The following is a 26105-nucleotide window of genomic DNA, read 5'->3' on the forward strand; positions in this document are numbered from 1 at the left end:
GGTCATGCTCCGGACAATCAGGAAAACGAGGGTTGGCAGGCAAGCAGCGCGGCACCGCGCGCGCCACCGGCATCGCCGAAGCGCGGGGGCACGATCGGCGGCACCTGCACGCCGTTGAACAGATGGGCAGCGATTGCCGCCGGCAGCTGCTGGTACAGCGGGGTGTACTGCGAGAGGCCGCCACCGAGCACGATCACATGCGGGTCCAGGGCCAGCACCAGCGCAGCGAGGCTGTGGCCGAGCAGGTCGCGGTGGATGTCCAGCGCGCTGCGTGCACGCGCATCGCCGCCTTCGGCCAGTGCGATCACCGCACTGGCATCGACGGCCGCGCCGCCCAGGTGGCGTTCGATCATCGCCAGGCCGCTGCCGGATACATAGCGCTCAACGCAGCCCTGCAGGCCGCACGCGCAGTCGATCAACGGCAGGCCGTGACGCTGCAGCAGGTGGCCCGGCACGCTCCAGTGGCCCCACTCCCCGGCCAGGCCGTTGAAGCCGGACAGCAGGCGGCCCTGCAGGCAGAAGCCGCCACCGGCGCCGGTGCCGAGGATCGCGCCGAACATGCTGGGGTAGCCGTCGGCTGCGCCGCCATGGGCTTCGGACAAGGCGAAGCACTGCAGGTCGTTGCCGAAATGGAGCGGACGCTGCAGGCGTGCCTGCAGGTCGGCCGCCACACTGTGGCCGGTCAGCGCCGGCACGTTGGCACTCAGCTGGCGGCCCGTGCGGCGGTCACGCACGCCGGGCAGCGCGATGCCGATGGCCGCATCGTTGCGGCCCAGTGCGGCGTCGGCGTCGGCGACCAGCGCCACCACCGACCGCAGAAAGCCATCGTAGTCACCCTGCGGAGTGGCCACCCGGCGGCGCCAGGTGACCTGCATCGCCGCATCGCACGCCACCAGCTCGATCTTGGTGCCGCCGATATCGATGCCGTAGCAGGCATGGGCGATCAACTCAGCCATGGTGGATGGTGACACCCTTGACCACGCGGTTCACCGTGCCATCGGGGAAGGGATTGTCCGGGGTCAGCCCCAGCGCGGCCGAGCGCTGCAGTGCGAACAGCTGGCCGAAGGCCAGCCACACCGGCGCCAGCCAGGGATCACCCAGAACCGGCTCCAGGACGGGTACGGCGAGGGTGTAGTCATCGTCGGCACCGATGTCCGAATGCGGGCCGATGGCCAGCACCTGGCCTGCCACACCGTCGCGGCGCAGCTCGTCCAGCAGATCCTGCTCGTAGCGGCGTGCAAGCGGCTGCACGCTGCGCAGCACGATCACCAGGGTGCTGCCATCCAGCGTGGATTTCGGGCCGTGGCGGAAACCGAGCGGCGTGTTGGCCAGCGCCAGCACGCGGCCGGCGGTCAGCTCCAGCACCTTCAGCGCGCACTCGCGCGCCAGCGCTTCCAGCGGACCGCTGCCCAGGTAGATGACGCGGTTGAAGGGGCGCTGTGCCAGCGCGGCCACCGGTGCATCCCACTGCGCCTGGCCTTCGCGGGCCAGCGCAGCGAGCTGCGTCAGGCGCGCCACCCGCGTCTGCCACGGTGAGCGGTCGAACACGGTCAGCGCGGCCAGCAGCATGCAGGTCAGGCTGCTGGTCATCGCAAAGGCGCGGTCGCAGCTGGCCGACGGCATCAACAGAGTGCAGGTATCGGCACGGCCGGCACCGCGCCGGGCCAGTTCGCCATCAGCGTTGCAGGTGATGTCGAGGAAGCGTGCGTCATCCACGTCGCTGCGCACACGGTCCACCGCTGCCACGCTTTCCGGGCTGGAGCCACTGCGGCCGAACGAAACCAGCAGGGTGGGGCGGTCGCGTTGCAGATACAGCGCCGGATGGGTCAGCAGGCTGGTGGTATGCACCACACGGACGTCAGCGGCCCACTGCGCGTTGATCGCATCGGCCACCATCTCGGCGATGAAGCCGGAACTACCGGCGCCAGTGAACAACACGCGCTGATCGGGATTGTCGAGGCGGTCGCCCAGGAAGGCCTGCAGGCGTTCGCGGGCCTGCAGCAGATCCTGTGCAAGCGCGTCCCACAGTGCTGGCTGCTGGGCGATTTCAGTAGCGGTATCGGCTCCGCCCCGGCGCTGCCAGGCGGACACATCGGAAAGCAGGGTGACGTCCATTCGGAGGTTCCAGTTGGGCCATCGCACGATCTGTGTTTTCTTTCGAAATGTCAAATACCGAAAGCAAAAAGAAAGATAAAGAGCGCTTGGCGTTTCTGGTAGACCGCAATCGTCCAAAACGAAAGGAATCGAAGAATGCCGTATCGCACCAAGCTTAACAGGGGAGTGCAAGCGATTACACAAAGTATTGCGCCGCATCAACTTTCGTTTCAGTCGAACTTATCTTACTTTTTGCTTTCCATTTGTTGACATCTTTCGAATCCCTGCCCTAGAGTCGGCCCAACCGCTTTCGAAACGCCCGGTGAACGGGTTGGGAGTCCGCGTGGAAATCTGCATTCGCCGCTCGCCGCTGATGCTGGCCCTGTTGCCGGTGCTGCTGCTGGCGTCCATGTCGGCCCACGCCGAACCCATCGGCAACCTGCGCTCGGTCACCGCCAGCAAGGCGGGCACGCCCGCCTGGGACCTGCAGACCGACACCGGCGCGCGCGTGCGCATCGAACTGCCGGCTGCCGACATTGTCCGTGTGCAGGCGGGGCGCAAGGGGGTACTGACCGGAGCCGGCGACAAGGCCGCGCCGATCGTGCTGCCCCAGCCCAGTGCCGACGTGCAGGCACAGCTGGAAGAAGATGCGCAGGAGATCCGTCTGCGCACCGGCGCACTCGTGCTGCACGTACAGCGCCAGCCGCTGCGCCTGCGGTTGGAGCGTCTGGACAATGGCCAGCCCACTGCGTTGTGGCAGGAGCTGCAGCCGCTGGACCTGGATGCTGCACAGAGCGTGCAGGTACTCTCGTCGCAGCCCGACGAAGGATTCTTCGGCGGCGGCCAGCAGAATGGCCGTTACCAGTTCAAGGGACGCGAGCTTGAGGTGTCCTACTCCGGCGGCTGGGAAGAGGGTGATCGACCGAGCCCGGCGCCGATGCTGCTGAGCAGCCGCGGCTGGGGCATGCTGCGCAATACGTGGAGCGACGGCAGCTACGACCTGCGCCAGCCCGATCAGTCCACCCTGCTGCATCGCGAAGATCGTTTCGACGCCTACTACTTCGTCGGTGCCGATCTGCCGGCATTGATCGAGCGCTACACGCAGCTGACCGGCCGCCCCAACATGGTCGCGCGCTGGGCGCTGTCCTATGGCGATGCCGATTGCTACAACGACGGCGACAACGCGAAGAAGCCGGGCACCGTGCCCGAGGGCTGGAGCGATGGCCCGACCGGCACCACGCCTGACGTGGTCGACAGCGTGGCCAAGCAGTACCGGGCACACGACATGCCCGGTGGCTGGATCCTGCCCAACGACGGCTATGGCTGCGGCTACAAGCAGTTGCCCGAGACGGTGAAGGGTCTGGCCGGATACGGCTTCCGCACCGGCCTGTGGACGGAGAACGGTGTCGACAAGATCGCCTGGGAAGTCGGCAAGGCCGGCAGCCGTGTACAGAAGCTGGATGTGGCCTGGACCGGCAAGGGCTATCAGTTCGCGATGGACGCCAACCGCCAGGCGTTCAATGGCATCGTCGACAATTCCGATTCGCGTCCCTTCCTGTGGACGGTGATGGGCTGGGCCGGCATCCAGCGCTACGCGGTTGCCTGGACCGGTGACCAGAGCAGCAGTTGGGATTACATCCGCTGGCACGTGCCGACCCTGGTCGGCTCGGGATTGTCCGGCATGGCCTATGCCAGTGGCGATGTCGATGCGATCTTCGGCGGCAGCGCCGAGACCTACACCCGCGACCTGCAGTGGAAGGCCTTCACTCCGGTACTGATGGGCATGAGTGGCTGGTCGTCGAACGCGCGCAAGCACCCGTGGTGGTACGACGAACCCTACCGCAGCATCAACCGCGACTATCTGAAACTGAAGATGCGGCTGACGCCGTACATGTACGGGCTGGTGCACGACGCCGCGCAGACCGGCGCACCGCCGGTGCGTGGGTTGATGTGGGATTACCCGCGCGATCCGCATGCGCAGGACGAAACCTACAAGTATCAGTTCCTGCTGGGCCGTGATCTGCTGATCGCACCGGTCTACCGCAGCCAGGCGGCCAGCCGTGGCTGGCGGCGCGACATCCATCTGCCGGCCGGTGGATGGATCGACTACTGGGATGGCCGCCGCGTGCAGGCCGGCGCCGAGGGCCGTCAGCTCGACCGCCAGGTCGACCTTGCCACGCTGCCGGTGTTCGTGCGCGCCGGGGCCATCCTGCCGATGTATCCGTCGATGCTGTTCGATGGCGAGAAGCCGCTGGACGAGGTCACCTTCGATCTCTATCCGCAGGGCGATTCGCAGTACACGCTGTACGAAGACGACGGCAACACCCGCCGCTACCAGCAGGGCGAATCGAGCACGCAGCAGATCCGCGTGCAGGCGCCGGCACAGGGCAGTGGCCCGGTCCAGGTGCAGATCGCGGCCGTGCAGGGCACCTACCAGGGCCAGCTGGCGCAGCGTCGCTACGGCCTGCGCGTGTTGAGCCGGCAGGCCCCGCGCGCAGTGCAGGCCGGCGCCCGTGTGCTGCCCGCGCTGGCCGACGCGGCAGCCTTCAACGGTGCCGACGAAGGCTGGTATTTCGATGCCCGTGAGCGTGGCGGCACCGTCCATGTGCGTACCGCCACGCAGATTATCCGCCAGCCACTGCAGGTGCAGCTGGACTTCGCCGTGACCGCCGCCGCTGCGGACGATGCTTATCCGGCCGCGCCGGTGCTCGGCCGCGAGCTGCCGGCCGACAGCCTGCTGGTGGTCAACCGCCCAGCGGAAGAGCCTGGCCATCCGCTGGAGAACGCGTTCGACGATGACCCGGCCACCTGGTTCCGCAGCGTGCGCAACCAGGCCGTGCGCACCGGCGCCCACGAATGGGTGGTCGGCTTCGGTGAGCGCCGGATGATCGACGGCATCGAGTTGGCGCCACGCAACGACAAGAACTGGAAGCATGGCCAGGTCCGCGACTACGAGGTGTACCTGGGCGACAGCAATGGCGAATGGGGCGAGCCGATCGCCCGGGGCCGGCTGCAGTTGAAGGAAGGGATGCAGCGCATCGACTTCCCCGCACACGCCGGTCGCCTGCTGCGTTTCCGGGTGCTGAGCGTGCAGAACCCCGAAGGCGACGGCGCCAGCAGCACCGACCCGATGGTCACTGCGGCACAGGGCAGCGCCCGCGCGTTCGACGCGTTGCAGCCACGCGATGTCGGCCCGATCGCGCTGTCCACCTTCCACATCCTCGAGCACCAGGAACCGGAGCGACCGGCCCGGCAGCGCTATCTCTCCGAGCTGCCGGTGCCGGCCGCGCTGGCCAGCCAGATGCGCGCCGACCAGGCGTTCCGTGGCGAGGCCGGCATGCGCATGAACGGCCTGCAGTTCCGCCGCGGCCTGGGAGTGGGCGCGAACAGCCGCATCGACCTGCACCTGCAGGGCGGCTGGCGCCTGCTGCGTGCGGATCTGGGCATCGATGATGCCTGCCGCAGCGCAGGCGGCCTGCAGTTCCAGGTCTGGGGCGACAACCGCCTGCTCTACGACAGCGGCCTGGTGAAGGCGCCCGGCGTGGTCAAGCCGGAGCTGGACATCCGTGGCCTTACCACCCTGAGCCTGCGCACGCTGGGTGCGCAGGGCAGTCAACCCGCCCAGGTCTGTGCCAACTGGGCCAACGCCGTGCTGATCGGCCAGGAGGGCGACTCCGCCAGCATCGTCGCCCCATGACCCCTTCGTAACACCGCTCCTCCCCCGCCCATACCGACTGCGGCCTGCTGGCCGTGGCCCGGGAGCGCTTTGCCCGCTGATCCCTATTCGCGCCGCACCCCTGCCAGGAGAGAACCCCGATGTTGCCCGCACGCTACCGCCGCCCCCCCTGTCGCACGATCGCTCCGCTGACGCTGGCCATTGCCGGCGCGCTGCTGTCGGTCGCCCTGCCTGCCGCTGCGCAGGACAGCAAGGACAACGCCACCGACCTGGCCCGCATCGAGGTCACCGGCTCCAACATCCGCCGTACCGATGTGGAAACCGCTTCGCCGGTCCAGGTCATCAGCAAGCAGGACATCCAGAACATGGGTGCGCGTACGCTGCTGCAGGTGCTCGACAACCTGCCGGCTGCCCGCCCGGCGCAGCAGGATTCGCGCTCGCTGTTCACCGGCTCCGACGGTGCCTCGCAGGCCAATCTGCGTGGGTTGGGCGCACAGGGCACGCTGGTGCTGCTGAACGGTCGTCGCCTGTCGTACTACGGCGCACCCGCCGGCTTCCAGACCCAGTTCGTCAACATCGATGCGATCCCGGCTGCCGCCATCGAACGCATGGAAGTGCTCACCGATGGTGCTTCGGCGGTGTACGGCACCGACGCCGTGGCCGGTGTGATCAACGTGATCACCAAGCGCAACTTCCAGGGCGCGGAGATCAACTTCACCAACGATACGTCATCGCGCATCGACTCCTACGGTGAGCGCCAGGCCAGCATCACCGCCGGCTTCGGCGACCTGGCCGAGAACCGCTTCAACATCTACGGTGCGGTCAACATGTACCGCCGTGACGCGATCCCGTTGCGTGATTTCTACGACAAGCGTCCCGAGCAGTACTACGTCAACAATCCCAATTACCTGACGAACCTGCGCCTGGGCGTGGGCAGCAAGCCGGGTGAGTTCAACCCGGGCAGTTACTTCGCCTTCGATCCGGTCACCGGCCGCCGCGTGCAGGAGGCCGCACCCGGGTGCAAGAACGTGCTGCAGGGCGAGGCCGCCGGTCCGCGTTGTGTCTGGGAGACCTGGATGAACAACGAGATCGACGCCGGCGCCAAATCCGAGCGCAACACCGCCTACCTCAATGGCACCTTCCTGGTGGGCGACTCGACCGAAATCTTCGCCGAGGCGACCTACACCGACATCGATCTGCGTGCCAATGGCGGTACACCCCGCAGCTATGGCACCACCACCGGTAACCCGACCAGCTGGTTCTCCCGCGATACCGGCACTACGGTCAACCAGTTCCTGTATCCCTACCTGGGGCCGAACAACGAGTACAACCACGCCAGCCCTGAACTGAAGGCGATGATGGGCGGCGTAGTTGGCCTGCAGTACCTGCTGCAGGATGCCGGCGCCAACTACTTCGGCCAGCGCAACACCGACAAGAGCTACCGCGTGCTGACCGGTGCACGTGGCAACATGGGTGACTGGAACTGGGAAACTGCTTTCGCCACCGCCGGCACGCACTCCACCACCTACCAGACCATCAACGTCAACCTGAAGGGCTTCGAGAAGGCCTTCGGCCCCTACTCGGTGGATCCGGGTACCGGGCGGGTGATCATTTCCGACCATCCGGCATACAAGTTCGGTGAGATCAGCGAAGCCAACGCAGCGCTGATCCGCGAGGCGTTCCCGACCTTCGACATCCAGTCCTGGACGCGCCTGCACACCCTGGACGGCAAGATCGAAGGCCCGCTGTTCCAGCTGCCGGCCGGTGAGATGCGCGCCGCGTTCGGCTTCAATGCCAGCCGCGAAACCTTCTACACGCCGGGCAATGCCGACGCAGCCGCCGGCCTGATCACCCAGCAGGGCGGCTCGTGGTTCGACGGTGCGCGCAACACCTATGCACTGTTCGCCGAAACGGTGGCGCCGATCACCGACAAGCTGGAACTGGATGCCGCGGTCCGCGTGGACAAATACCCGAACTTCAGCGCCAACGTCGCACCGAAGATCGGCTTCAAGTACCAGGCATTCGATCAACTGATGCTGCGCGGCACCTATTCGACCGGCTTCCGTGCGCCGAGCCTGGCCGAGTCCGGCAGCGGTGGCGTGTTCGCCCAGCTCGGTGGCTACCGCGATGAGGTGCGCTGTGCCGAGACCAACGCGATCGCCGACCTGTTGCGGCAGTCGCAGCGCGCCGGTGACGTGGACCTGGGCAAGAGCCTGGCCAACGTCGATTGCAGCCGCACCGTGGCCCGCATGACCCAGCCCAACCAGGACCTGAAGCCGGAGAAGGCCAAGATCGCCACCCTGGGCTTCGTCTACGAGCCGGCCAGCTGGCTGTCGGTGTCGGCCGACTACTGGTTCATCTACCGCAACGACGAGATCGTCGCCCCGGATTTCAGCCGTGATACCGACATCATCTCCTCCACCCGTTCGCCGATCACTGATGCCGATCGCGCAAACCTGGCCCAGCTGGCGGCGATGTGCGCCGACCCGGCCAGCGGTGTGAGCTGCCCCTCGGTCCTGCCCGGCTACAGCGTGGGCAACGTGGCCAGCGTGGTCGGCCAGTACAAGAACCGCGGCAAGACCCTGGTCGACGGCTTCGACGTGGACGCACGCAGCCGCTTCTCGCTGGGCGAGTGGGGCGGGCTGAACGTGGGCCTGGCCGCCACCATCGCCAATCGCAACCGCTACTACATGGATGAGGAAAGCGGCTGGTACTACGGCGACGTGGTGGGCTACTACAACAACCCGCGCCTGCGCGCCACGCTCAACGCCGACTGGACCTACAAGCAGGTGACCACCAGCATGTTCGTCAACTACGTGGGCGGTACCAAGTGGGCCCGTGACCGCGTGGATGAGGTGGATAACAACAAGGAGACCTGCACCGCCGGCTACCTGGCGCTGCAGGCCAGCAAGTGCGACGGCGCGCCGTCCTGGTGGACCGCCAACCTGAGCGTCACCTGGCGCCCCGACGACGCCTGGAACCTGAGCTTCACCGTCAAGAACCTGTTCGACCGGCTGCCGTTCTACGATCCGAACAGCTTCCTGGGTGACTCCAGCGACTACGCGACGATCTTCGGCCGTGGTTACAGTGTGACCATCGGTTATCGATTCAAGTAAGCAGGTTCGAGTGATCCAGCGCGCCGGTTGCGGCCGGCGCGCTTCCAAGAGGAGAGATGTTTGCCATGAAACGCAGGGAGTTCATCGCGGCCAGTGCCGCCGTCGCCGCCAGCAGCCTGTTGCCACAGACCCCGGCCTGGGCGCGCGGGCGCACGCTCCGCCTGGCCATGATCGGTACCGGCATGCGCGGCCAGGTGCTGTTGAAGGAGCTGGTGCGCCGCGACGATGTCGAGGTCATTGCACTGTGCGACATCGAGCCGATCATGCTGGGTCGTGCCGTGGACATGGTGACCAAGGCCGGCAAGCCTGCGCCGAAAACCTATGGCCAGGATCGCGACAGCAACGCCTGGAAGCGCCTTCTGGAACAGAAGGGCATCGATGGCGTGATCATCGCTACGCCGTGGGAATACCACGCGCCGATGGCGATCGCCGCCATGCAGGCGGGCGTGGCCGTAGGCTGCGAGGTGGTGGCCGGCATCACCCTGCAGGACCACTGGGATGTGCTGAAGACCCAGCTCACGACCGGCACGCCGTACATGCTGCTGGAGAACGTCTGCTACCGCCGCGATGTGATGGCCGCCCTGCAGATGGTGCGACAGGGCCTGTTCGGCGAGCTGGTGCATCTGCAGGCCGGCTACCAGCACGACCTGCGCGGGGTGAAGTTCAACTCCGGTGATCCCAGCCAGCCTTACGACAGCGGCGTGGAGTTCGGTCCCAAGGGCTGGAGCGAGGCACGTTGGCGCACCGAGCATTCGGTGGAGCGCAACGGCGAGCTCTACCCCAGCCACAGCATCGGCCCGTGCGCGATGTACACCGGCATCAACCGCGGCAACCGCTTCACCCATATCAACGCTTTCGCGACCAAGGCACGCGGCCTGCACGAGTACACCGTGGCCAAGAGCGGTGGCACCACCCACCCCAGCACCCAAGTGAAGTTCAAGCTGGGTGACATCGTGACCACCACGCTTGCCTGCGAGAACGGTGAGACCATCCTGCTGCAGCACGACACCTCGCTGCCTCGACCGTACTCGATGGGCTTCCGCGTGCAGGGCACCAAGGGTCTGTGGATGGACGTCAACCACTCCATCCACATTGAAGGCCGCAGCCCGCCGCACCAGTGGGAAGAGTTCAAGACCTACCAGGATCAGTACGAGCACCCGTTGTGGAAGCAGCATGCCGACACCGCGGCCAGCGCCGGTCACGGCGGCATGGACTGGTTCGTCATCCATGCGTTCGTCGAGGCACTGAAGGCCAAGGCGCCGATGCCGATCGACATCTACGATGCAGTGACCTGGAGCGCGATCACCCCGCTCTCCGAGCAGTCCATCGCCAATGGCTTCCAGACGCTGGAGTTCCCTGACTTCACCGCTGGCGCGTGGAAGCAGCGCAAGCCGATCTTCGCCTTCGACGGCACGTACTGATCCGTACACCCACGGTAGCGCCGGGCCATGCCCGGCGTTGCTGTGTGGACCGGTGTGCTCGCCCCTGTGGCGCTGGGCCTGCGCTCGGCGGCTGCCGGTTCCCAGGTCTCAGCGTGGAAGATCAGCGGCCTGCTGATTCTGGGGCCGTGCCGGTGGGCCAACAATCGATGGCCTGAGCAGGGAAAGATGGCGCGCCCGGAGGGATTCGAACCCCCGACCAATGGCTTCGGAAGCCACTACTCTATCCGGCTGAGCTACGGGCGCGTTGGGTGCTGCTACCGCACCAAACTTTGGTGCGGTCCCGCTATTCTATCCACTTTCCATGGATAAATCTTCCCACCTTGCTGGCCTGGATGGGGAGGGCGGCTGCGAGGCTCAGGAGATGGCGGCACCGCGGGCGAAGATCGCTTGATGCAGGCGGGTCAACTGGGCCCTGGTCCAGCGCTGGAAATCCGGCTCTACGAAGCGTGCGATGGCCCAAGACAACACTAGAACCAGCATGCAAGCCACCCCTAGCGCCAGCATCGGCGAGGCTCCCTGGGTCACCAGCAAGCGCATCATCACCAGACCCAGCGTAAAGTGCAGCAGGTAGATGGGATAGGACATCAGGCCCAGCAAACGTAGCAGAGAGGCCATCCGAACCGACACGTGCTGTCCGATGCGCGCGCCATAGCGGATTGACAATGGGATCACGGCGGTGAACACCAGGAAGGCCGCGATAGGTATCCAGGGTAGCCGCATGGCCATTTCCTCCTGACCGATCTCCGCCAACGCCTCGGCGCGTGGCAGGGCGGCACCTACGTAGATCTGGAGGCAGCACAGCACCAGCGTGGCAATGGCGAAGAGCGCATTGATGGCCCGCAGGCGGCCGACGGATGCCAAGTAGAAGTAGATGCCCATGGCGAAGAACACGCCATGCCAGGCCAGCAGCTGACGCTTGCCGCGCGCAAGACCGATCAACGACGACAACCAGTCGATGTCAGTGGCGTGGAACAGACTGGCGACGATAATGGCCGAGCCGCTGTACAGCGTTAGGAAAATAGCAAGCAGGTCGATGCGGTGGATGCGTCGACTGAGAATCATTAGGCCAACCAAGGCGTAGAAGATGATCTCCAGTACCAGCGTCCAGTACACACCCTCCATCCATGGGGCCTTCGGCAACAGTAGCAGCGAGCCAACGTAACGACGTAGCAGTTCGCTACCGGAGTACAGGTCTCCAGCGATACACACCAGCAAGGTGATCGTCGCGCAGATCCATAGCGTCGGATACAGACGGGTGATGCGACCGATCACGAACTGGTGCAGTGATGCCTTGGCCGCCGAGTGGGTAATTACGAAGCCGGAGATCACGAAGAAGATCTGAACACCAATATAGCCAAACCATGCCCACGACATCTGCGGGATGCTGTAAAGACCTTCGTGAATGAAGTACCCGTTGCTGCGCGGTTGCCAAGTGGAATACCCCAAATGGTAGATCAGGACCAGCATGGCCGCGAAGAAGCGCGACATATCAACCAATGGGTAGTAATTCTTCTGCATTTCCAGATGTCCGCCTGCGGAGTAGGTGCTCAGTGTGCCGTTAGGCCCAACCGCTGCTTGAGCTTCCGGGATAGGTATCCATGGAAATATGCGCGGATTTCGGAGTCGTCGATTTGCGGGGAACCGCTTGCGCGGGCGCTCCAGTAACCGCCTAGGTAATCACGGGCATCGGCGAAGCGACCATGCATGACAAACTTGCCAAAGCGTACTAGCGCATACGTCAATGTGTTGCCGCGGAAGTGGGCCGAACCGCCGTAATAGCGCTGCTTGGAACGGGCGCCGACTTCACGGGCTTCAAAAGTGGCCTCCTTTACGACACGAGCTTCCCAGCCATCGATCTCGGCGCGTGCCAGCGATAACGTATCAGCCGATGGGCCTATGATGTAACCGGACTGAACCATGCACGCACCGCGCCAAAGACGGCAGCTGCCCCGCACCCAGTCAGCAGCGTGCATAGAACGCCTGTCGGTTCCAGTATCACGACTGATTCCGCTGGCTATGCCCAACTTGGGGTTGCGATCAAAAGCTTCGATTAGTAGACGATAGTAGTCCGGCTCCGGAAAGCTGTCCGCATCAAGAATGCCGATGAGATCCTCATTTCCCAATTCCACGCTGCCGCGGATTTCGTCGAAACCACGTGACACGATGCGGGCGTACTTTTGACCGAGTGCGTACTCACCGGATTCGGTGTCTTCATTGAGCACGATGAGTTGCTCGACGTTGGCGGGCTTGGCCAGCGTCTGCAGCAGTTCGCGTGAACCGTCTGTGGATCCGTTTTCCACGATGACCCACATGGCAATGGCGGTATCCTGTGCGGCCACAGCTGCATACAAGTCAGGGATATTGTCTATCTCGTTGCGTAGTGGAGTGCTCAGGAAGATGCGGCGGCTCATTTCTGGGCCTCGGTCAGTGATTTGAGCAGGAATAGGTTCATCAGAATCGGGAACATCACTGGTGGGGAGATGATGCTGTTGCCGGTCAGCATCGGGCCGAACAGGATGACCATGGCCAGAGCCACTGGGCCTGCCTTCATGCAGCCGCGAGCGAGCAAGGCGAGGATCAACAGGCTCCCGACGACGCCATACTCGATGAAGAGACGGACGAAGTCCGAATGCGGATCCTTGGAAATGAAGTCAAATACACGGTTGCCATCACCGGTTGAGCCACCGCCCTGACCAAACAACACGATGGCCGAGCCGCTATCAAACTGCGCTTCAATCATGGCGATCCAATAGGACATGCGCCATGCGAAAGAGGAGCCTTGGTTACCGAACTGGTGGCTGCGGGCCTTCTCGACGATCAGGTCAAGATCGGACACTGTGATCTTTTCGAGCGCGTATTGGCCAAGGGGAGTCTGAAGTGCCATCACTACAGCCACTACAGCCATCGCTGCATATACCAAACGCGTAACGCTGAAGCGGAAGCTAAGGAAAATCATCAGCACGCCGGCCATGAATACGAACAGTGCGCCCGAGCTCTTGGATGCCACCAGCATGCCAAGAGCTGCGGCCAGGAAGACGTAAAGGCCACGTGGGCTGTATAGCCGGCTGAAGTGCAGATACAAGAAAGTGATCAGCACCGTTGCACACACATAACCCAAGTGGTTCGCATGCGGCATCAATGAACGGTAACGGTAGTCACCTGATAGAAAAGCGCCCGTTGCCAGATCAAGCGCGAACGGCAACAGTAGGAAGGCGAGGAAAAGCATCAATGTAAGTGCAATTTCCTGCACCCGTAGGCGATGTAGCGCATAAGCGAAGATCGCGAATGTGACGAAGCGCACTGCTTCCTGTGACTGTGCCAGGAAGGGCACCAAGGAGGGGAACAAGGCGCGGACGAGCACATAGGCGGCGATCAGGTAGAAGGCCCCGGAAAACCAGCCAACATTGAGTCGTCGCCGCAGCAGGCTGCCGTTGGCCGCCGCGAACACTATGGCAGCCAGAATGCCTAGCGAGTTGTGCAAGGTGGCTGCCACGAGAACCAGCAGCATGCCACCCACGTGTCCAATGCGCAGACCTTTGGCGCTGGGTGGGGCGACGGCGAATGTGCCGGACAAGCTACGGTTCATGGCGTGTCAACTCCACTATCATTGCCGAAAATCAGGTCGCGCAGGCCATTGATGAACCGGGCATCGGCATGAGGGGGCAACACTTCGCCGAGGGGGGCGCTGGATACTAGCTCATGATAGGCCGCATCGAGTTCATCGGCCTCCTGAATGAATCGCAGGAACGGACGGTCGGCAAGCTTGCGGGCCGTGGCCAGCTGGTGGTCATTGCGATGTTCGCCCAATGCGAAGCGGCGTGGCATCAGAATGGCGGGTTTGCCATAGGTCAGCGCAGAGATGATGGTGCCCATTCCCGCATGGGAAATGATGCAGGAGCAGGCCCTGATGCGCTCTTCAAAGTTTGCTTGGCTGATAAAACGCTGGTGTTTCAAGGTGGTCGGTATATAAGACGATGTACCAATCTGCGCGAAGCCTTGGATCCCGGAGCGTGCGGCCCAAGCATCGACGATACTCACTAGGCGGTCGAAAGGCAGCTGCGTGCCGGTGGTAAGGAAGATCACAGCACGGCTCCCAAATAGCGTGGCCCATCTTCGCTAGCTAGTTCCGGCCATTGCGTCAGCCAATGGTCGGCCCACCGGGCGACCTTCCGTCCAGCCAAGGAAAGCTCCTCGGCATTGGCGATGCTGTCTATCCAAATAGTGCGTGCCCCTAGTATTTTGCCTATCACCACAGCAACAAAACCAGGCGCGGCCCCAGTGGATATCACTACCTGCGGACGCTCACGTAGAAGTACTCGAAGCACCTGCAGGGACATCATGCCCAGCTTGATCTTACGGCTGAAATTGGCATCGATAACCGTATGGCAGCGATGATTGCCGATCGCATGCGGCGCGGGCTCCTGGGTTGTCACGAACACTACCTCAGCTCCCTCGAATGCAGGCGTGAGCCGGAGTAGTTGTACCCAATGTCCGCCTGCAGAGGCGACAGCCAGAATCTTCATGATGATCTTGAATGTTTCACGTAAAGGGGGCTCAGCTCAACGCTCCCCAGCCCGCGCGCTTGCCGATCACGCGGATGAGCAGGCGGCGGACGGCGGGCAGCGCGACTGATGCATTCACGGCTAGCCGGGTTGCAATGGTGAACAGCGTCCTCTTTTCATTCTGGGCCCGCTTGGCGTACAGGCAGGCATCGTCCATCTCGCCCGCGTACAGCGACTGGATGGCAATCTTTGCTGCTGCATGGGCGAGCCCAGGATGCGGACGGCGGAATAGCCCGGCCGACACCCCATACAGGTCGATCGCATCATGCCCGTCGCGGACGCGATCATAATGGCATTGCCGGGCGAACGTGGAGAACGCCTGTTGTAGGTAAAGTTTGGACTTGTTGGTGGATACGCCGTCGCCGGCGAAGTTACGCCGTACGTACAGTACTTCGGCCAGATTGGACATGTTCCAACCAGCGCCAGCAATGCGAATCCATAAGTCGCGGTCCTGTGCAAACATAAAGAAGGGTCGGTAGCCTCCGACCTGGTCATAGGCTTCGCGACGGATCATGACCTCACCATGGCTGAAGGGATTGCCTCCTTCCAGGAAGTCGTCCAGGAGAGCCGCCCCAGGCTTTCCATGGACACCTAGCGTCGTGATTGTACCGGCACTGACCGATTCGTGGCGGCGCAAGCAGCCGACCACGCCTAGTCGTGGATCGGCATCCATGGCCTTGGCCTGCAGTGCAATACGTTCGGGTTCGGACATGTCGCCTGCTCCCTGTATGGCGATGTAGCGGCCGCGCGACAAGGTGATCGCGTTGCGGATGGCGGCCACAAAACCAGCATTTTCCTGGTGTATGACCACCAACCGCGGATCGTTGTAGGTCGCAAGAATATCCCGTACCCGCGGGTCCTTGCTGCCATCATTGACCAATACAATTTCAAAGGAAGCAGCAGTCTGTGCCAACAGGCTGTCGAGCGTGTCCTTGAGGTAGTCGGGCCGGTTGTACCAGGCACAAACGATGGAAATCAATGGTGGGCGTTCCATCAGATCTCCTCGATGGAACCAGATGGCGTAACGTAACGCGCTTCAACGGCCATCGAATAGCCGGTCGCATGCGCCACGGAGTTCTTCACCAGCGCGATCAGCGCCAGCACGTCGGCTGCCGTGGCATTGCCGCCGTTGATGATGAAGTTGGCATGTTCCGGTGCGACGTAGGCACCACCTATGGCACGACCCTTCAGGCCCTGATCTTCGATGACCTTTCCAGGCGGTCCATATTGCTCGTACATCGCCGGATTGCTGACAAATACGGAGCCGCAGTTGGGTAGTTTTTGCGGGAACTTCATACGCCGGCTGCGCATGATGTCCAGCATCTCGCGCCTGCGCGCAGCGCGGTCCACGCCTGCCTCCAGCTCCAGTTCCACCTGGGCGATCACTTCATGTCGGGTCTGGAACACCGAGGTGCGGTATGCAAATCCACATTCATCTCTGTTGCGCTCGATCAGCTGACCAGTTGCATCCACTGAAATTACCGAAACAACATGCGTGCCAATACCTTTACGCTGGCTACCTCCGTTCATGCATATGAGGCCTCCAAGCGTTCCCGGAATTCCACAGGTGTGCTCGATGCCACCCAGGCCTGCTGCCATCGCGCGACGGGCCAAGCCTGGCACCCAAACACCGGCATCGGCACGGAGGTGGTTCTTCTTGATGGCCAGCGAAGAGAATTCGGGGCCAATCCGGATCGCAACCGCACGCAGGCCTTCGTCGGCGAACAGCAGGTTGGTGGTCGCTCCGATCACCACCGATGGCACGCCTCGCGTAGCGAGCCAGCCACGCAGACGGGCCAGTTCTTCAATGCTGCGGGGCGCAATCATAACGTCGGCAGTACCGCCAATCCGCCAGCGGCTGATGATGGCCAATGGGACATCGCGCTGTACCGCTCCCGGGAACAGGCGTGCCAGCTCGGAGGCGATGCCGCCCAGCTTGACCTTGTCCAAGTTCAGCCCCATCGAACGTCCGCACCCATGGCACGCAGCTTTTCGGCGAAGTCGACATAGCCGCGGGAGATCTGCCAGGCATCGGTGACGATAGTCTCGCCCTCAGCCGTCAGACCACACAGGGTCAGTGCCGCCCCTGCACGCAGGTCCAGCGCACGTACGACAGCGCCGTGCAGCACGCCACCTTGGCCATGGATCCGCAGCATGTCACCGTCCACGTTGTACTTCACGCCCATCTTCGCCATCTCTTCTGCGTAGCCATAACGACCGGGGAAGCGCAGGTCAACGATGCGCGATTCACCCCGGGCCCTGGCGCCCCACGCAGCCAGGATTGGCTGAACGTCTGAATTGATGCCCGGATGCGGTCCGGTACTGATCTCGATCGGATAGCAGGCGCCACCACGCACGATCAGCGAATCATCGCCGACATACAGGCGCGCGCCAGCAGACCTCAGGTGCGCCAGCACCACTTCCAGGTCGGCATAAGGAAAATCAGCGATTTCGATGTCGCCGCCGGTGATCACCGCTGCAGACAGCCAGGTGATTGCCTCCATGTTGTCGGCGATCACGCGGTGCTCGGTTCCATGAAGGGCATCAACGCCTTGAATCTCGATGTGCTCTTGGCCAAACACGGTGATGCAAGCGCCCATGGAATTGAGCATTGCGATCAGGTCGAGGATCTCCGGGCGGATATGCGGATTCCACACTCGCGTGGTGCCCTTGGCCAGGGTGCCGGCCAGGATTGCATTCTCGGTCGCGCCGGTGGAGCGCATCGGCAGGTGGATATCCGCCCCGACCAGACCATTGGGCGCTTCGGCATACAAATATGCGTCATCCTCCCAGACACGCGCGCCCAAGCGCTCCAGCAACATGACGTGGAGGTCGTACTTGCGCTCGCCCAGTTTGCAGCCACCGGGCAGCGGAACGCTCCCTGCACCCAGACGTGCGGTCAGCGCACCCAGGATCAGCAGGGTGTTTCGGATCGAACGGCCTTCCCATTTCAGCTGGCTGGCCAGCGACTCGCTTTCGGTAATCCGGATTGAATCAGTACCCAGCAATTCAGCGGATTTGCCCAATGCGCGCAGCATGTCCACATGCACCTGAGTGTCCAGCAGTCCTGCTGGGTAATTCCGCAGTTCCAGAGTATCTCGGGTCAGGATGCTGGCTGCCAGCAGACGCAATGCGGAATTCTTGGCGCCGGCCAGCGAAACGCGGCCTTCGAGGCGGGACTTTCTGACATGCAGGACAGCGGCGTTGCTCATGGGTTCGTGTGCTCGGATGAGGATTCTGTGGAGTCTTTCTGGATGATGCGTGCGGGGATGCCGACAGCGGTAGCGTTGTCGGGGACGTCCCGGGTGACGACCGCGTTCGCGCCGATGATGCAATTCCGCCCTACGGTGATACGGCCGATCACCACTGCTCCGGCGAAGATCGTGGTGTCATCACCGATAACGGGGTAACTTTTTGATCGCCAGTCGCCGCTGCGCGCACCACCGAGGGTTACGTTCTGGAAGATCTTCACGTTCTCGCCGATCACCACCCCTTCACCGATTACTACGCCGGTAGGGTGCTTTAGATCGAGCGAGACCGGAAACGTTGCTTTGTGCGAGATGAACAAGCCGTGCTTGCGCGCCAGTCGGCCTTCCACATAACGGCCCAGTAGCGTGTTGCCGCGCATGCGTGCGTGAATGAGCGCCCGGAGGTGCCAGCGCACACGTGGCTTGGCTCCGCCGAGCCACAACAATTCAATAAGGCGAAAAGGATTCTTCATAGGTCTCAGCTGCGCCCGTCACGGCGGGCTGCCGCGGCCGCGCGGTTGACCACGTGCAGGATATACAGAGTAATGAGCAGGTAGAACGTGAACAAGAATGCGCTCAGTACGTATACGAATTCCTTGGGCGAAAGTGCCAACCAGAGGCAGGTTTGGTAGATGACTAGTAGGCCAATGGCACGCACTACATTGATCGAAAGAAATGCACCCTGTGCGTTATAGATGTTGAGGATCTGCACCAGTGGTGCAGACGTCAACTGCAGTAGGACGAAGGGTGCCAGAATCGAGGCATACATGCCGGCTTCGGTCCACCGCTCACCGAATGCCATATGGAAAAGCGGCTCGCCCAGCAGCATCAGGGCCAGGGTGAGCGGCAGGCCGACCAAGAACAGCTTTTTCTGCACTGAGTAGGCAAGGACTTTGATGCGAACTTCCGACCCCTTCGGAAGGCGTGCTATCTCACCATAGAATGCTTGGCCTACTGACTGGCCAATCAGGTTGCCGGGAATGGCCAGAGCCATCAGCGCCAGACCAAGCTGGCCCGTAGCGCCGGCACCGAACAGTGCCGCGGCGAACATTGCCGGTGCTTGGGTAGAGAACGCCAACAGGAATTGCGAAGGTAGACGAAATGCCGGAAAGCCACGGTAATAGCGGGCCAGCAAGAGCATTGCATCGCGGCTCACGCGATGGACATTTCCCTGAAAGTCTTTCCGGAAGCGCAGCGTGAATGAACTGATGCCGCCACTTTGTTCTACCAGATGCCCGAACAGCAAGCCAAATGGTTTGAGCCCCGCCAGGCCCAAGCCAATCTTGACCAGTACGCCCATTACTGATTGCACGACCTTGGTCTGGGAAATTGCCTTGTAGGAGCGACGGCGCGTTGCCCACAGACTCAGGCCCTCGTACACGGCCACTGCGATGGCACCCAGAATCACCAGCCACCACCAAGGTGCCAGCACGTCCATGGACATCCAGCCCAGTACAATGTCGCCGAAGGCCCAGAACAGCAGCGCTATCAGCGCAGCCATGATCAACATCAACAGGCCGGACAGCACCATCAGGTTGGCTGCCATGCGATCGGAACGGGGCAGTGGCACGGCGAGCACGTAGCGGAGTGTCAACATGGGGGCAATCACTGCCACCAATGCGCTATAGACCGCCAACACCCCGTAGTCGTCCGGGCTGTAGATGCGGGTCAGCAGCGGGATGGTCGCAATACTGACTAGTCGTGCCGTCCCCGTGCCAAGCGCCAGCGTCAGCATTCCACGCACGACGCCGCCAGATTCACCGCCGAAAAGCCGTTGGCGTATCCGTGAGAATTTCATGGTGATTGCTGATTGCATGAGCGGGCCCCGGTCTTACGAGGTGCGCTCTGGGTAGAACTGGCGATACCATGCGGCAAATCGCTTCAGGCCGGTAGCCAGATCGGTCTTTGGTACGAAGCTGAAGTCCTGGGTGCTATGCCGTATATCGGCATAAGTGGCTAGCACGTCACCCGGCTGCATGGGCAGCAAGTTCTTCCGTGCTTGACGGCCCAGTGCTGCCTCCAGCAGCGAGATCATTTCCAGCAACTGTTCCGGGTTGTTGTTCCCAAGATTGTAGACGCGGTGCGGTGTTTCATCGTCGGCCGGCAAGGGAGCGCCTTCAACCAGCGTCTGTATGCCATCGACGATATCGTCGATGTAGGTGAAGTCGCGCTTCATGTCACCATGGTTGTACACATCGATGGAACTGCCGCTGGTGATAGCATTGGCAAACTTGAAATACGCCATGTCCGGGCGACCCCAAGGCCCGTAGACCGTGAAGAAGCGGAGGCCGGTAATCGGGAAACGATACAAGTGCGCGTACGTCTGGCACATCAGCTCGTCGGCCCTCTTGGTCGCTGCGTACAGAGAGATCGGCGCATCGACGCGATCTTCAGTCGAGAATGGTTGCTTGGTGTTTGCACCATATACCGATGACGAAGACGCGTAGACCAAGTGCTTCACGCCGTGGCGGCGGCAGCCTTCAAGCACGGTCAAAGTACCGGTCAGGTTGCTGTCCACATAGGCGAACGGATTATCGATGGAATATCGGACGCCAGCCTGTGCACCCAGATGCAGCACCGCGTCAAAGCTGTGGTCGTTGAACAGTGCGGCCATGCCTTCGCGATCGGACAGATCCAGGCGAATGAAGGAGAAAGCGTGACGCCCATCGAGCTGCGCCAGGCGCGCTTCCTTCAGGCGCACGTCGTAGTAATCGTTAAGGTTGTCGATGCCCACGATTTCGTGACCGCTATCGAGCAGCCGCATCGAGGAATGAAAGCCGATGAAGCCGGCTGCACCGGTGACAAGAATTTTCATGCAGGACTTACCGTGAGGGCCGGAAGTTATTATCAGTCGGAGCCGAACAGGTCGCGGGTGTAGACCTTGCCGGCCACATCGCGCAACTCGTCGGACAAACGGTTCGCCACGATTATGTCGGCCTCCGCTTTAAATGCAGCGAGGTCGTTCACTACGCGCGATCGGTAGAAGTCGGATGCGTCGAGCACCGGCTCATAGACAATCACTTCGATGCCCTTGGCCTTGATGCGCTTCATCACGCCTTGGATGGCCGAGGCGCGGAAGTTATCCGAACCGGACTTCATTACCAAGCGATAGACGCCCACGACCTTCGGCTTGCCTGCGATGATGGTATCGGCGATGAAGTCCTTGCGCGTGCGATTTGATTCCACAATAGCGTGGATCAAGTTCTGCGGCACGTCGCTATAGTTGGCCAGCAACTGCTTGGTATCCTTGGGCAGGCAGTAGCCCCCGTAACCGAAGGAAGGGTTGTTGTAGTGTGAGCCGATGCGCGGATCCAGGCTCACGCCGTCGATGATCTGGCGCGTATCCAGACCGTGGGTACAGGCATAGGTGTCCAACTCATTGAAGTAGGCCACACGCATCGCCAAGTAGGTGTTGGCGAAGAGTTTTATGGCTTCAGCTTCGGTGGAGTCAGTGAACAGGACGGGAGAATCCTTGCTGACAGCGCCTTCCTTCAGGAGCTCGGCGAATGTTTCCGCGCGCTTGGAGCGCTCGCCGACAATGATCCGGCTCGGGTGCAGGTTGTCGTAAAGAGCACGCCCTTCACGCAGAAATTCAGGCGAGAATATAATGTTCTCCGTGCCAAAACGCTCGCGAAGCTCCGCGGTACATCCGACCGGCACGGTAGATTTGATGATCATCACGGCATCGGGATTGATCGACACAACATCGCGGATCACCGACTCGACCGAGCTTGTGTTGAAATAGTTCGATTGGGGGTCGTAGTCGGTTGGCGTTGCAATGATTACAAACGAAGCTCCCGCATAGGCCTCGCGAGGATCCAGCGTGGCACTGAGCTGCAGGGACTTGTGGGCCAGAAAATCTTCGATTTCCCTGTCCTCGATTGGAGCCTTGCGATGATTGATGAGCGCAACTCGCTTCGCGTCAATATCCAAGGCGACCACTTCGTGGTTCTGGGCCAGCAGAACTGCATTGGAGAGGCCAACATAACCCGTTCCGGCCACGGCAATTTTCATTCGCAAAATCCTTTTGGTACAGCGCACAAGACTGGTTCTGAGCGAAAGATCGAACGCTACTGATTCGCGAACGATGTGCCTGCAATCGCGCAGGCGTGGGCGATTGCCCGCGCCGCAAGTCCGACGTGTGGGGGCCAGCCTTGCAGGGCGTAGGGGATGCTACTACACGGGACCGGCGATGCCGCCAACCTGAAATTGCCAGTTCATCCGGTATCCATGCGCGCGTTGCCAGGGATTTGCGCAGCAGCGGCTGAGCAGACGCCTGCCATCTGGCCGAGACTGACCGGCGAGGTTGAAGGGGGTGGCCCATTCAGGGGTGTCTGTCAACATGGGCTCTATCGGGGGGGCTTGGCTATGTACCAAAGTTGGTATGGGTCTTGCATGCGTGCTTCCCCCTGATTCCATCTTAGCAATTCGAGGCTCGTTTTCAATCCTGAACGAGAGTGGATTTCATTCATTTGAATCGTGGCCTGTCTTTTGCGAGGGTGCTTCTCGTTCCTTTGGCCCTCCCGTTCCCTCGATGCGTTAGACTGTCAGGCTGGGCTGAGGTGCATTGGTCAGCGGTGCCTGTCAGTGCCGTAGAGTAGAGTGCGCGGTGCCGACAGTTTGCCGGCAGCAGGGCCTTGGCTGGCCTAGCAGCGCCATCCGGTATGGCTGTTCCAAAAAACAAAGTGGATGCGATGACGAGAAAAGCGGAATCCCGAGTGGTCAAGGACGACGAGATAGACTTGCGCGAATTGGTGGGTGTGCTCATCGACCGGAAGTGGCTGATCCTCGGAACTACAGCTCTGTTCTTTGCTGTAGGTGTCGCCTACGCGCTGTTGGCACCTCCAGTTTTTCAGGCGCAGGCAATGGTGCAAGTCGAGACAAAGGCCCCGGCCATCCCGGGGTTGTCCGATCTCGGGGCGCTTGGCGGCGGCACATCTGCGGCGACTACCGAAGTCGCGTTGCTGACTTCTCGTACCGTGATTGGTAGTGCAGTCGATAGCCTTCAACTTGACACGGTGATCGAAGCTTCGCGCTTTCCGCTGATTGGTGGCTTCATCGCACGCCGTTACAAGCCTGATGCTCCAAACCTGGTTGCGGCCCCTTGGATGGGGCTCTCCAGCTATGGTTGGGGAGGTGAAGAGCTCAAGATCCATAGATTCCAGGTTCCACCAGCCATGGTCGGTGCTGGCTTTGTCGTGGAGGCCTTGGAGGCTTCTGGCCAGTACAGGCTGCTTGACCCGGACGGAACCGAGCTGCTCCACGGGAAGGTGGGAGAGCTTGCCCAAGGACATGGGATTTCCATCGAAGTCGAGAGCCTCCGTGCGAACGCGGGGATGCGTTTCGACGTTTTGAAGCTTCGCCGACTGGACGTCGTCAATCGTCTGCAAGAAGGCATCAAGGCGACCGAACAGGGCAAGGATTCTGGAATTCTGCTGCTTACATACGAAGATCAGAATGCCATCCGTGCGCAAGGTGTAGTTCAGAACGTTGCGGAAGCTTACGTGCGCCAGAACGTCGAGCGCAGCTCCGCTGAGGCGGCTTCGCAGCTGCAGTTCGTGCGAGATCAGCTGCCTACGATCAGGCGTCAGGTTGAGCAGGCGCAAGCGGCCATGAGCGCGTATCAGTCTCGCTCAAATGCCGTTGATATCACTTTGCAGACCAAGGGATTGTTGGAGCAGGAAGTCGCGGTGGAGGGGGCAATCCAACAGCTGCGACTGAAGCAAGCTGAAATGGATCGCAGCTTCACCCGGGAGCACCCAGCGTACCGCGCGCTCATGAAGCAGATTGGTGACCTGGAAGGACGGAAGGCAGGTTTCCAACGTCAGGTCGGCCAGCTGCCGGACACCCAGCAAGAGCTGCTGCGCCTGACGCGTGACCTTCAGGTTAGCAATGAGCTGTACACGGCATTGTTGAACCAGTCGCAGCAATTGGATGTTGCTCGTGCCGGAGCTGTCGGCAATGTGCGGATTGTTGATCCTGCGATGGTGGACACCGCCAACCCGGTCAAGCCGCAGAAGAAGTTGATCGTGCTTATCGCGACTCTGCTCGGCGCCTTTCTCTCAGCAGCATTCGTCTTCCTCCAGCGCATGTTGAACCCGGGCATCGAAGACCCGGCCGACATCGAGGCCCTGGGCCTGCCGGTCTATGCGGCCATTCCGCTCAGTGTGTCCAACACCCTGCCCAAGCTGCGCAAGGGCAAGCACGGCACGCGCGTCGTCGCCGATGGCCGCCAGCACCTGCTGGCCGTCTCCGCGCCGGCTGATCCGACCGTGGAGGCACTACGCAGCCTGCGTACAAGCCTTCACTTCGCCATGTTGGAAGCGAAGAACAACATCCTGACCATCTCGGGTCCCCGCCCAGGCGTTGGCAAGACGTTCGTTTCTGCCAATTTGGCGGCCGTGATCGCACAAGCGGGCCAGCGCGTGCTGGTCATTGACGCGGACATGCGCAAGGGCACCCTGCACAAGATCCTGGGTGTGTCGCACCAGAAGGGCTTGTCAGACGTGCTGGGCGGCAAGCTCAACGTCGACGACGTGATTCATCCGGTGGCTGGTCTGGACAACATGCACTACATGGTGCGCGGCGATATTCCGCCGAACCCGGCCGAGTTGCTTATGCACCCGCGCTTTGCGCAGCTGCTTCAGGACATGTCAGGCAAGTACGATCTGGTGATCGTCGATACGCCGCCGATCCTGGCCGTGACCGACCCGGCGCTGGTCGCCACCCACGCTGGCTCGAGTCTGCTGGTCACCCGTTTCGGCGTGAATCAGGCCAAGGAAATCGAGCTGACCCTGCAGCGTTTCGAGCAGAACGGCGTGCAGATCAAGGGTGCGATTTTCAATGCGGTCGAGAAGCGCGCCACGGGCTATTACAGCTATGGCTACTACGAGTACAAGTCTGACGACAAGGCTTGATCTTCTCGCGGGGCAGGACACCGGGGCCCGGTGCGCGCAGGCGCATCGGGCTTCGTCTTTTCCAGGCCCGCGTCGCTGTCCCTTCAGCGCAGGAGTATCCTATCCCCATGGCCGATACCCCCCTCACTTCGCCGCATTCGCCGGCGACGCCGCGCTGGCGGCATTACTGGAGTCTGATGCGCGCGGATCGTCCGATCGGCACGTTGCTGCTGCTGTGGCCCACCTGGTGGGCGCTGTGGCTGGCGGCAGGCGGCATGCCGCCGCTGTGGACCCTGTTCGTGTTCACCGCGGGTGTCTGGCTGACCCGCTCGGCGGGGTGTGTCATCAATGACTACGCCGATCGCTGGCTCGACCCGCATGTGGAGCGCACCAAGGCCCGTCCGCTGGCGACGGGGGCGATCAGCGGCCGTGCCGCGCTGGTGCTGTTCGCGGTACTGATGCTGGTGGCATTCGGGCTGGTGCTGACCCTGAACGGGCTGACCATCGGCATGAGCTTCATCGGCGTGTTCCTCGCCGCCAGCTATCCCTACCTGAAGCGCTATACGCACCTGCCGCAGGTCTACCTGGGCATGTCGTTCGGCTGGGGTATTCCCATGGCATTCGCCGCGGTCCAGGGCGATGTGCCGCTGCTGGGCTGGCTGCTGTACGCCGGCAACATCCTCTGGTCGACCGCGTATGACACCTGGTACGCCATGGTCGACCGCGAGGACGACCTGAAGATGGGCTCGCGCTCCACGGCGATCCTGTTCGGGGATCTGGATCTGGTGATACAAGGGGTGCTCTACGCTCTGTTCCTGGCGACCATGGCGCTGGTCGGTGTGCGCGCCGGCCTGGGGAGCTGGTACCTGGCCGGCCTGGCGGTGGCTGCGGCGCTGGTGATGTACGAATTCTGGATCTGCCGCAACCGCGAGCGGGGGCCATGCTTCAAGGCATTCCTGCACAACAACTGGGTCGGCGCGGCGCTGTTTGCCGGTGTCGCGCTGGATCTGGGATTGAGATGAGCTTGCTACGCTGAGACGAGCGTTGCATGATCACTGAGGCATAGACATC

At 62.2% G+C, this 26105-nt stretch carries 19 protein-coding genes and 1 tRNA gene; 5 read left to right on the plus strand and 15 right to left on the minus strand.

Annotated features, from left to right (window positions below; genetic code table 11):
- Positions 1-17 precede the first annotated feature (17 nt).
- Both ACVOMM_RS02100 and ACVOMM_RS02105 read right to left on the minus strand, forming a co-directional pair.
- Entirely contained in the window at positions 18-956 is a 939-nt protein-coding gene (locus tag ACVOMM_RS02100; protein ID WP_053518015.1) for an ROK family protein, read from the minus strand.
- Positions 949-2115, minus strand: a complete 1167-nt coding sequence (locus ACVOMM_RS02105) for an SIS domain-containing protein (RefSeq protein ID WP_065174327.1) — start codon at positions 2113-2115, stop codon at positions 949-951. Before ACVOMM_RS02105 ends, ACVOMM_RS02100 begins: the two co-directional genes overlap by 8 nt.
- Before the next feature lie 322 nt (positions 2116-2437).
- On the opposite strand from ACVOMM_RS02105, the gene ACVOMM_RS02110 reads away from it, so the two are divergent.
- The 3 genes from ACVOMM_RS02110 to ACVOMM_RS02120 all read left to right on the plus strand — a co-directional run bounded on the left by ACVOMM_RS02110 (position 2438) and on the right by ACVOMM_RS02120 (position 10307).
- Complete coding sequence (locus ACVOMM_RS02110) at positions 2438-5791, plus strand: TIM-barrel domain-containing protein (protein ID WP_481525839.1); 3354 nt, start codon at positions 2438-2440, stop codon at positions 5789-5791.
- Between the two features lie 119 nt (positions 5792-5910).
- Complete coding sequence (locus ACVOMM_RS02115) at positions 5911-8886, plus strand: TonB-dependent receptor domain-containing protein (protein WP_481525840.1); 2976 nt, start codon at positions 5911-5913, stop codon at positions 8884-8886.
- A 65-nt stretch (positions 8887-8951) separates the two neighbouring features.
- The gene (locus ACVOMM_RS02120) at positions 8952-10307 is read left to right on the plus strand and encodes a Gfo/Idh/MocA family protein (protein WP_111187265.1); all 1356 of its coding nucleotides are present in this window, start codon (positions 8952-8954) and stop codon (positions 10305-10307) included.
- A gap of 187 nt (positions 10308-10494) precedes the next feature.
- Here the strand turns inward: ACVOMM_RS02120 and ACVOMM_RS02125 are convergent.
- The 13 genes from ACVOMM_RS02125 to ACVOMM_RS02185 form a co-directional block, all read right to left on the minus strand.
- A tRNA-Arg gene (locus tag ACVOMM_RS02125) sits at positions 10495-10571 on the minus strand.
- 111 nt (positions 10572-10682) lie between these two features.
- A complete protein-coding gene (locus ACVOMM_RS02130) occupies positions 10683-11846 on the minus strand; it encodes an acyltransferase family protein (RefSeq protein ID WP_053518179.1) in 1164 nt (387 codons plus the stop codon).
- A gap of 29 nt (positions 11847-11875) precedes the next feature.
- Positions 11876-12739, minus strand: coding sequence for a glycosyltransferase family 2 protein (locus ACVOMM_RS02135; RefSeq protein ID WP_111187224.1), 864 nt, complete (start codon positions 12737-12739; stop codon positions 11876-11878).
- Complete coding sequence (locus tag ACVOMM_RS02140; protein ID WP_459062416.1) at positions 12736-13836, minus strand: O-antigen ligase family protein; 1101 nt, start codon at positions 13834-13836, stop codon at positions 12736-12738. Before ACVOMM_RS02140 ends, ACVOMM_RS02135 begins: the two co-directional genes overlap by 4 nt.
- A 74-nt stretch (positions 13837-13910) precedes the next feature.
- Positions 13911-14411 carry a glycosyltransferase gene (locus tag ACVOMM_RS02145; RefSeq protein ID WP_459062415.1) on the minus strand — a complete coding sequence of 167 codons (501 nt, stop codon included), beginning with the start codon at positions 14409-14411 and terminating at the stop codon, positions 13911-13913.
- Entirely contained in the window at positions 14408-14851 is a 444-nt protein-coding gene (locus ACVOMM_RS02150; protein ID WP_459062414.1) for a hypothetical protein, read from the minus strand. The genes ACVOMM_RS02145 and ACVOMM_RS02150 overlap by 4 nt, the downstream gene beginning before the upstream one ends.
- A 31-nt stretch (positions 14852-14882) precedes the next feature.
- Positions 14883-15884, minus strand: coding sequence for a glycosyltransferase family 2 protein (locus ACVOMM_RS02155; RefSeq protein ID WP_481525841.1), 1002 nt, complete (start codon positions 15882-15884; stop codon positions 14883-14885).
- Positions 15884-16840, minus strand: a complete 957-nt coding sequence (gene murB, locus ACVOMM_RS02160; protein WP_197600254.1) for a UDP-N-acetylmuramate dehydrogenase — start codon at positions 16838-16840, stop codon at positions 15884-15886. The genes ACVOMM_RS02155 and murB overlap by 1 nt, the downstream gene beginning before the upstream one ends.
- A gap of 2 nt (positions 16841-16842) precedes the next feature.
- Entirely contained in the window at positions 16843-18102 is a 1260-nt protein-coding gene (locus tag ACVOMM_RS02165; RefSeq protein ID WP_053518172.1) for a UDP-N-acetylglucosamine 1-carboxyvinyltransferase, read from the minus strand.
- The gene (locus ACVOMM_RS02170; protein WP_080375288.1) at positions 18099-18611 is read right to left on the minus strand and encodes a serine O-acetyltransferase; all 513 of its coding nucleotides are present in this window, start codon (positions 18609-18611) and stop codon (positions 18099-18101) included. Before ACVOMM_RS02170 ends, ACVOMM_RS02165 begins: the two co-directional genes overlap by 4 nt.
- Before the next feature lie 5 nt (positions 18612-18616).
- On the minus strand, positions 18617-19936 hold the full coding sequence (locus ACVOMM_RS02175; protein ID WP_481525842.1) for a lipopolysaccharide biosynthesis protein: 1320 nt from the start codon (positions 19934-19936) through the stop codon (positions 18617-18619).
- A gap of 33 nt (positions 19937-19969) precedes the next feature.
- Positions 19970-20953, minus strand: a complete 984-nt coding sequence (locus ACVOMM_RS02180) for an NAD-dependent epimerase (protein ID WP_164150532.1) — start codon at positions 20951-20953, stop codon at positions 19970-19972.
- A gap of 32 nt (positions 20954-20985) precedes the next feature.
- Positions 20986-22152: a nucleotide sugar dehydrogenase gene (locus tag ACVOMM_RS02185; RefSeq protein ID WP_111187228.1), complete on the minus strand. Its 1167-nt coding sequence runs from the start codon at positions 22150-22152 to the stop codon at positions 20986-20988.
- 680 nt (positions 22153-22832) lie between these two features.
- On the opposite strand from ACVOMM_RS02185, the gene ACVOMM_RS02190 reads away from it, so the two are divergent.
- Positions 22833-25055: a polysaccharide biosynthesis tyrosine autokinase gene (locus ACVOMM_RS02190; protein ID WP_459062483.1), complete on the plus strand. Its 2223-nt coding sequence runs from the start codon at positions 22833-22835 to the stop codon at positions 25053-25055.
- 107 nt (positions 25056-25162) lie between these two features.
- Positions 25163-26056 carry a 4-hydroxybenzoate octaprenyltransferase gene (gene ubiA, locus ACVOMM_RS02195; protein ID WP_459062412.1) on the plus strand — a complete coding sequence of 298 codons (894 nt, stop codon included), beginning with the start codon at positions 25163-25165 and terminating at the stop codon, positions 26054-26056.
- Positions 26057-26105 lie beyond the last annotated feature (49 nt).

This window comes from Stenotrophomonas sp. STEN009 (assembly GCF_056760395.1).

Excerpts from the sequence above, each read along its gene's own strand:
- ACVOMM_RS02140 (WP_459062416.1), bottom strand. The coding sequence starts at position 13,836 with ATGCTGCTGGTTCTCGTGGCAGCCACCTTGCACAACTCGCTAGGCATT.
- ACVOMM_RS02115 (WP_481525840.1), top strand. The coding sequence starts at position 5,911 with ATGTTGCCCGCACGCTACCGCCGCCCCCCCTGTCGCACGATCGCTCCG.
- ACVOMM_RS02130 (WP_053518179.1), bottom strand. The coding sequence starts at position 11,846 with ATGCAGAAGAATTACTACCCATTGGTTGATATGTCGCGCTTCTTCGCG.
- ACVOMM_RS02100 (WP_053518015.1), bottom strand. The coding sequence starts at position 956 with ATGGCTGAGTTGATCGCCCATGCCTGCTACGGCATCGATATCGGCGGC.
- ACVOMM_RS02150 (WP_459062414.1), bottom strand. The coding sequence starts at position 14,851 with ATGAAGATTCTGGCTGTCGCCTCTGCAGGCGGACATTGGGTACAACTA.
- ACVOMM_RS02185 (WP_111187228.1), bottom strand. The coding sequence starts at position 22,152 with ATGAAAATTGCCGTGGCCGGAACGGGTTATGTTGGCCTCTCCAATGCA.
- ACVOMM_RS02120 (WP_111187265.1), top strand. The coding sequence starts at position 8,952 with ATGAAACGCAGGGAGTTCATCGCGGCCAGTGCCGCCGTCGCCGCCAGC.
- ubiA (WP_459062412.1), top strand. The coding sequence starts at position 25,163 with ATGGCCGATACCCCCCTCACTTCGCCGCATTCGCCGGCGACGCCGCGC.
- ACVOMM_RS02190 (WP_459062483.1), top strand. The coding sequence starts at position 22,833 with ATGACGAGAAAAGCGGAATCCCGAGTGGTCAAGGACGACGAGATAGAC.
- ACVOMM_RS02170 (WP_080375288.1), bottom strand. The coding sequence starts at position 18,611 with ATGAAGAATCCTTTTCGCCTTATTGAATTGTTGTGGCTCGGCGGAGCC.
- ACVOMM_RS02180 (WP_164150532.1), bottom strand. The coding sequence starts at position 20,953 with ATGAAAATTCTTGTCACCGGTGCAGCCGGCTTCATCGGCTTTCATTCC.
- ACVOMM_RS02135 (WP_111187224.1), bottom strand. The coding sequence starts at position 12,739 with ATGAGCCGCCGCATCTTCCTGAGCACTCCACTACGCAACGAGATAGAC.
- ACVOMM_RS02155 (WP_481525841.1), bottom strand. The coding sequence starts at position 15,884 with ATGGAACGCCCACCATTGATTTCCATCGTTTGTGCCTGGTACAACCGG.
- ACVOMM_RS02175 (WP_481525842.1), bottom strand. The coding sequence starts at position 19,936 with ATGAAATTCTCACGGATACGCCAACGGCTTTTCGGCGGTGAATCTGGC.
- ACVOMM_RS02165 (WP_053518172.1), bottom strand. The coding sequence starts at position 18,102 with ATGAGCAACGCCGCTGTCCTGCATGTCAGAAAGTCCCGCCTCGAAGGC.
- ACVOMM_RS02105 (WP_065174327.1), bottom strand. The coding sequence starts at position 2,115 with ATGGACGTCACCCTGCTTTCCGATGTGTCCGCCTGGCAGCGCCGGGGC.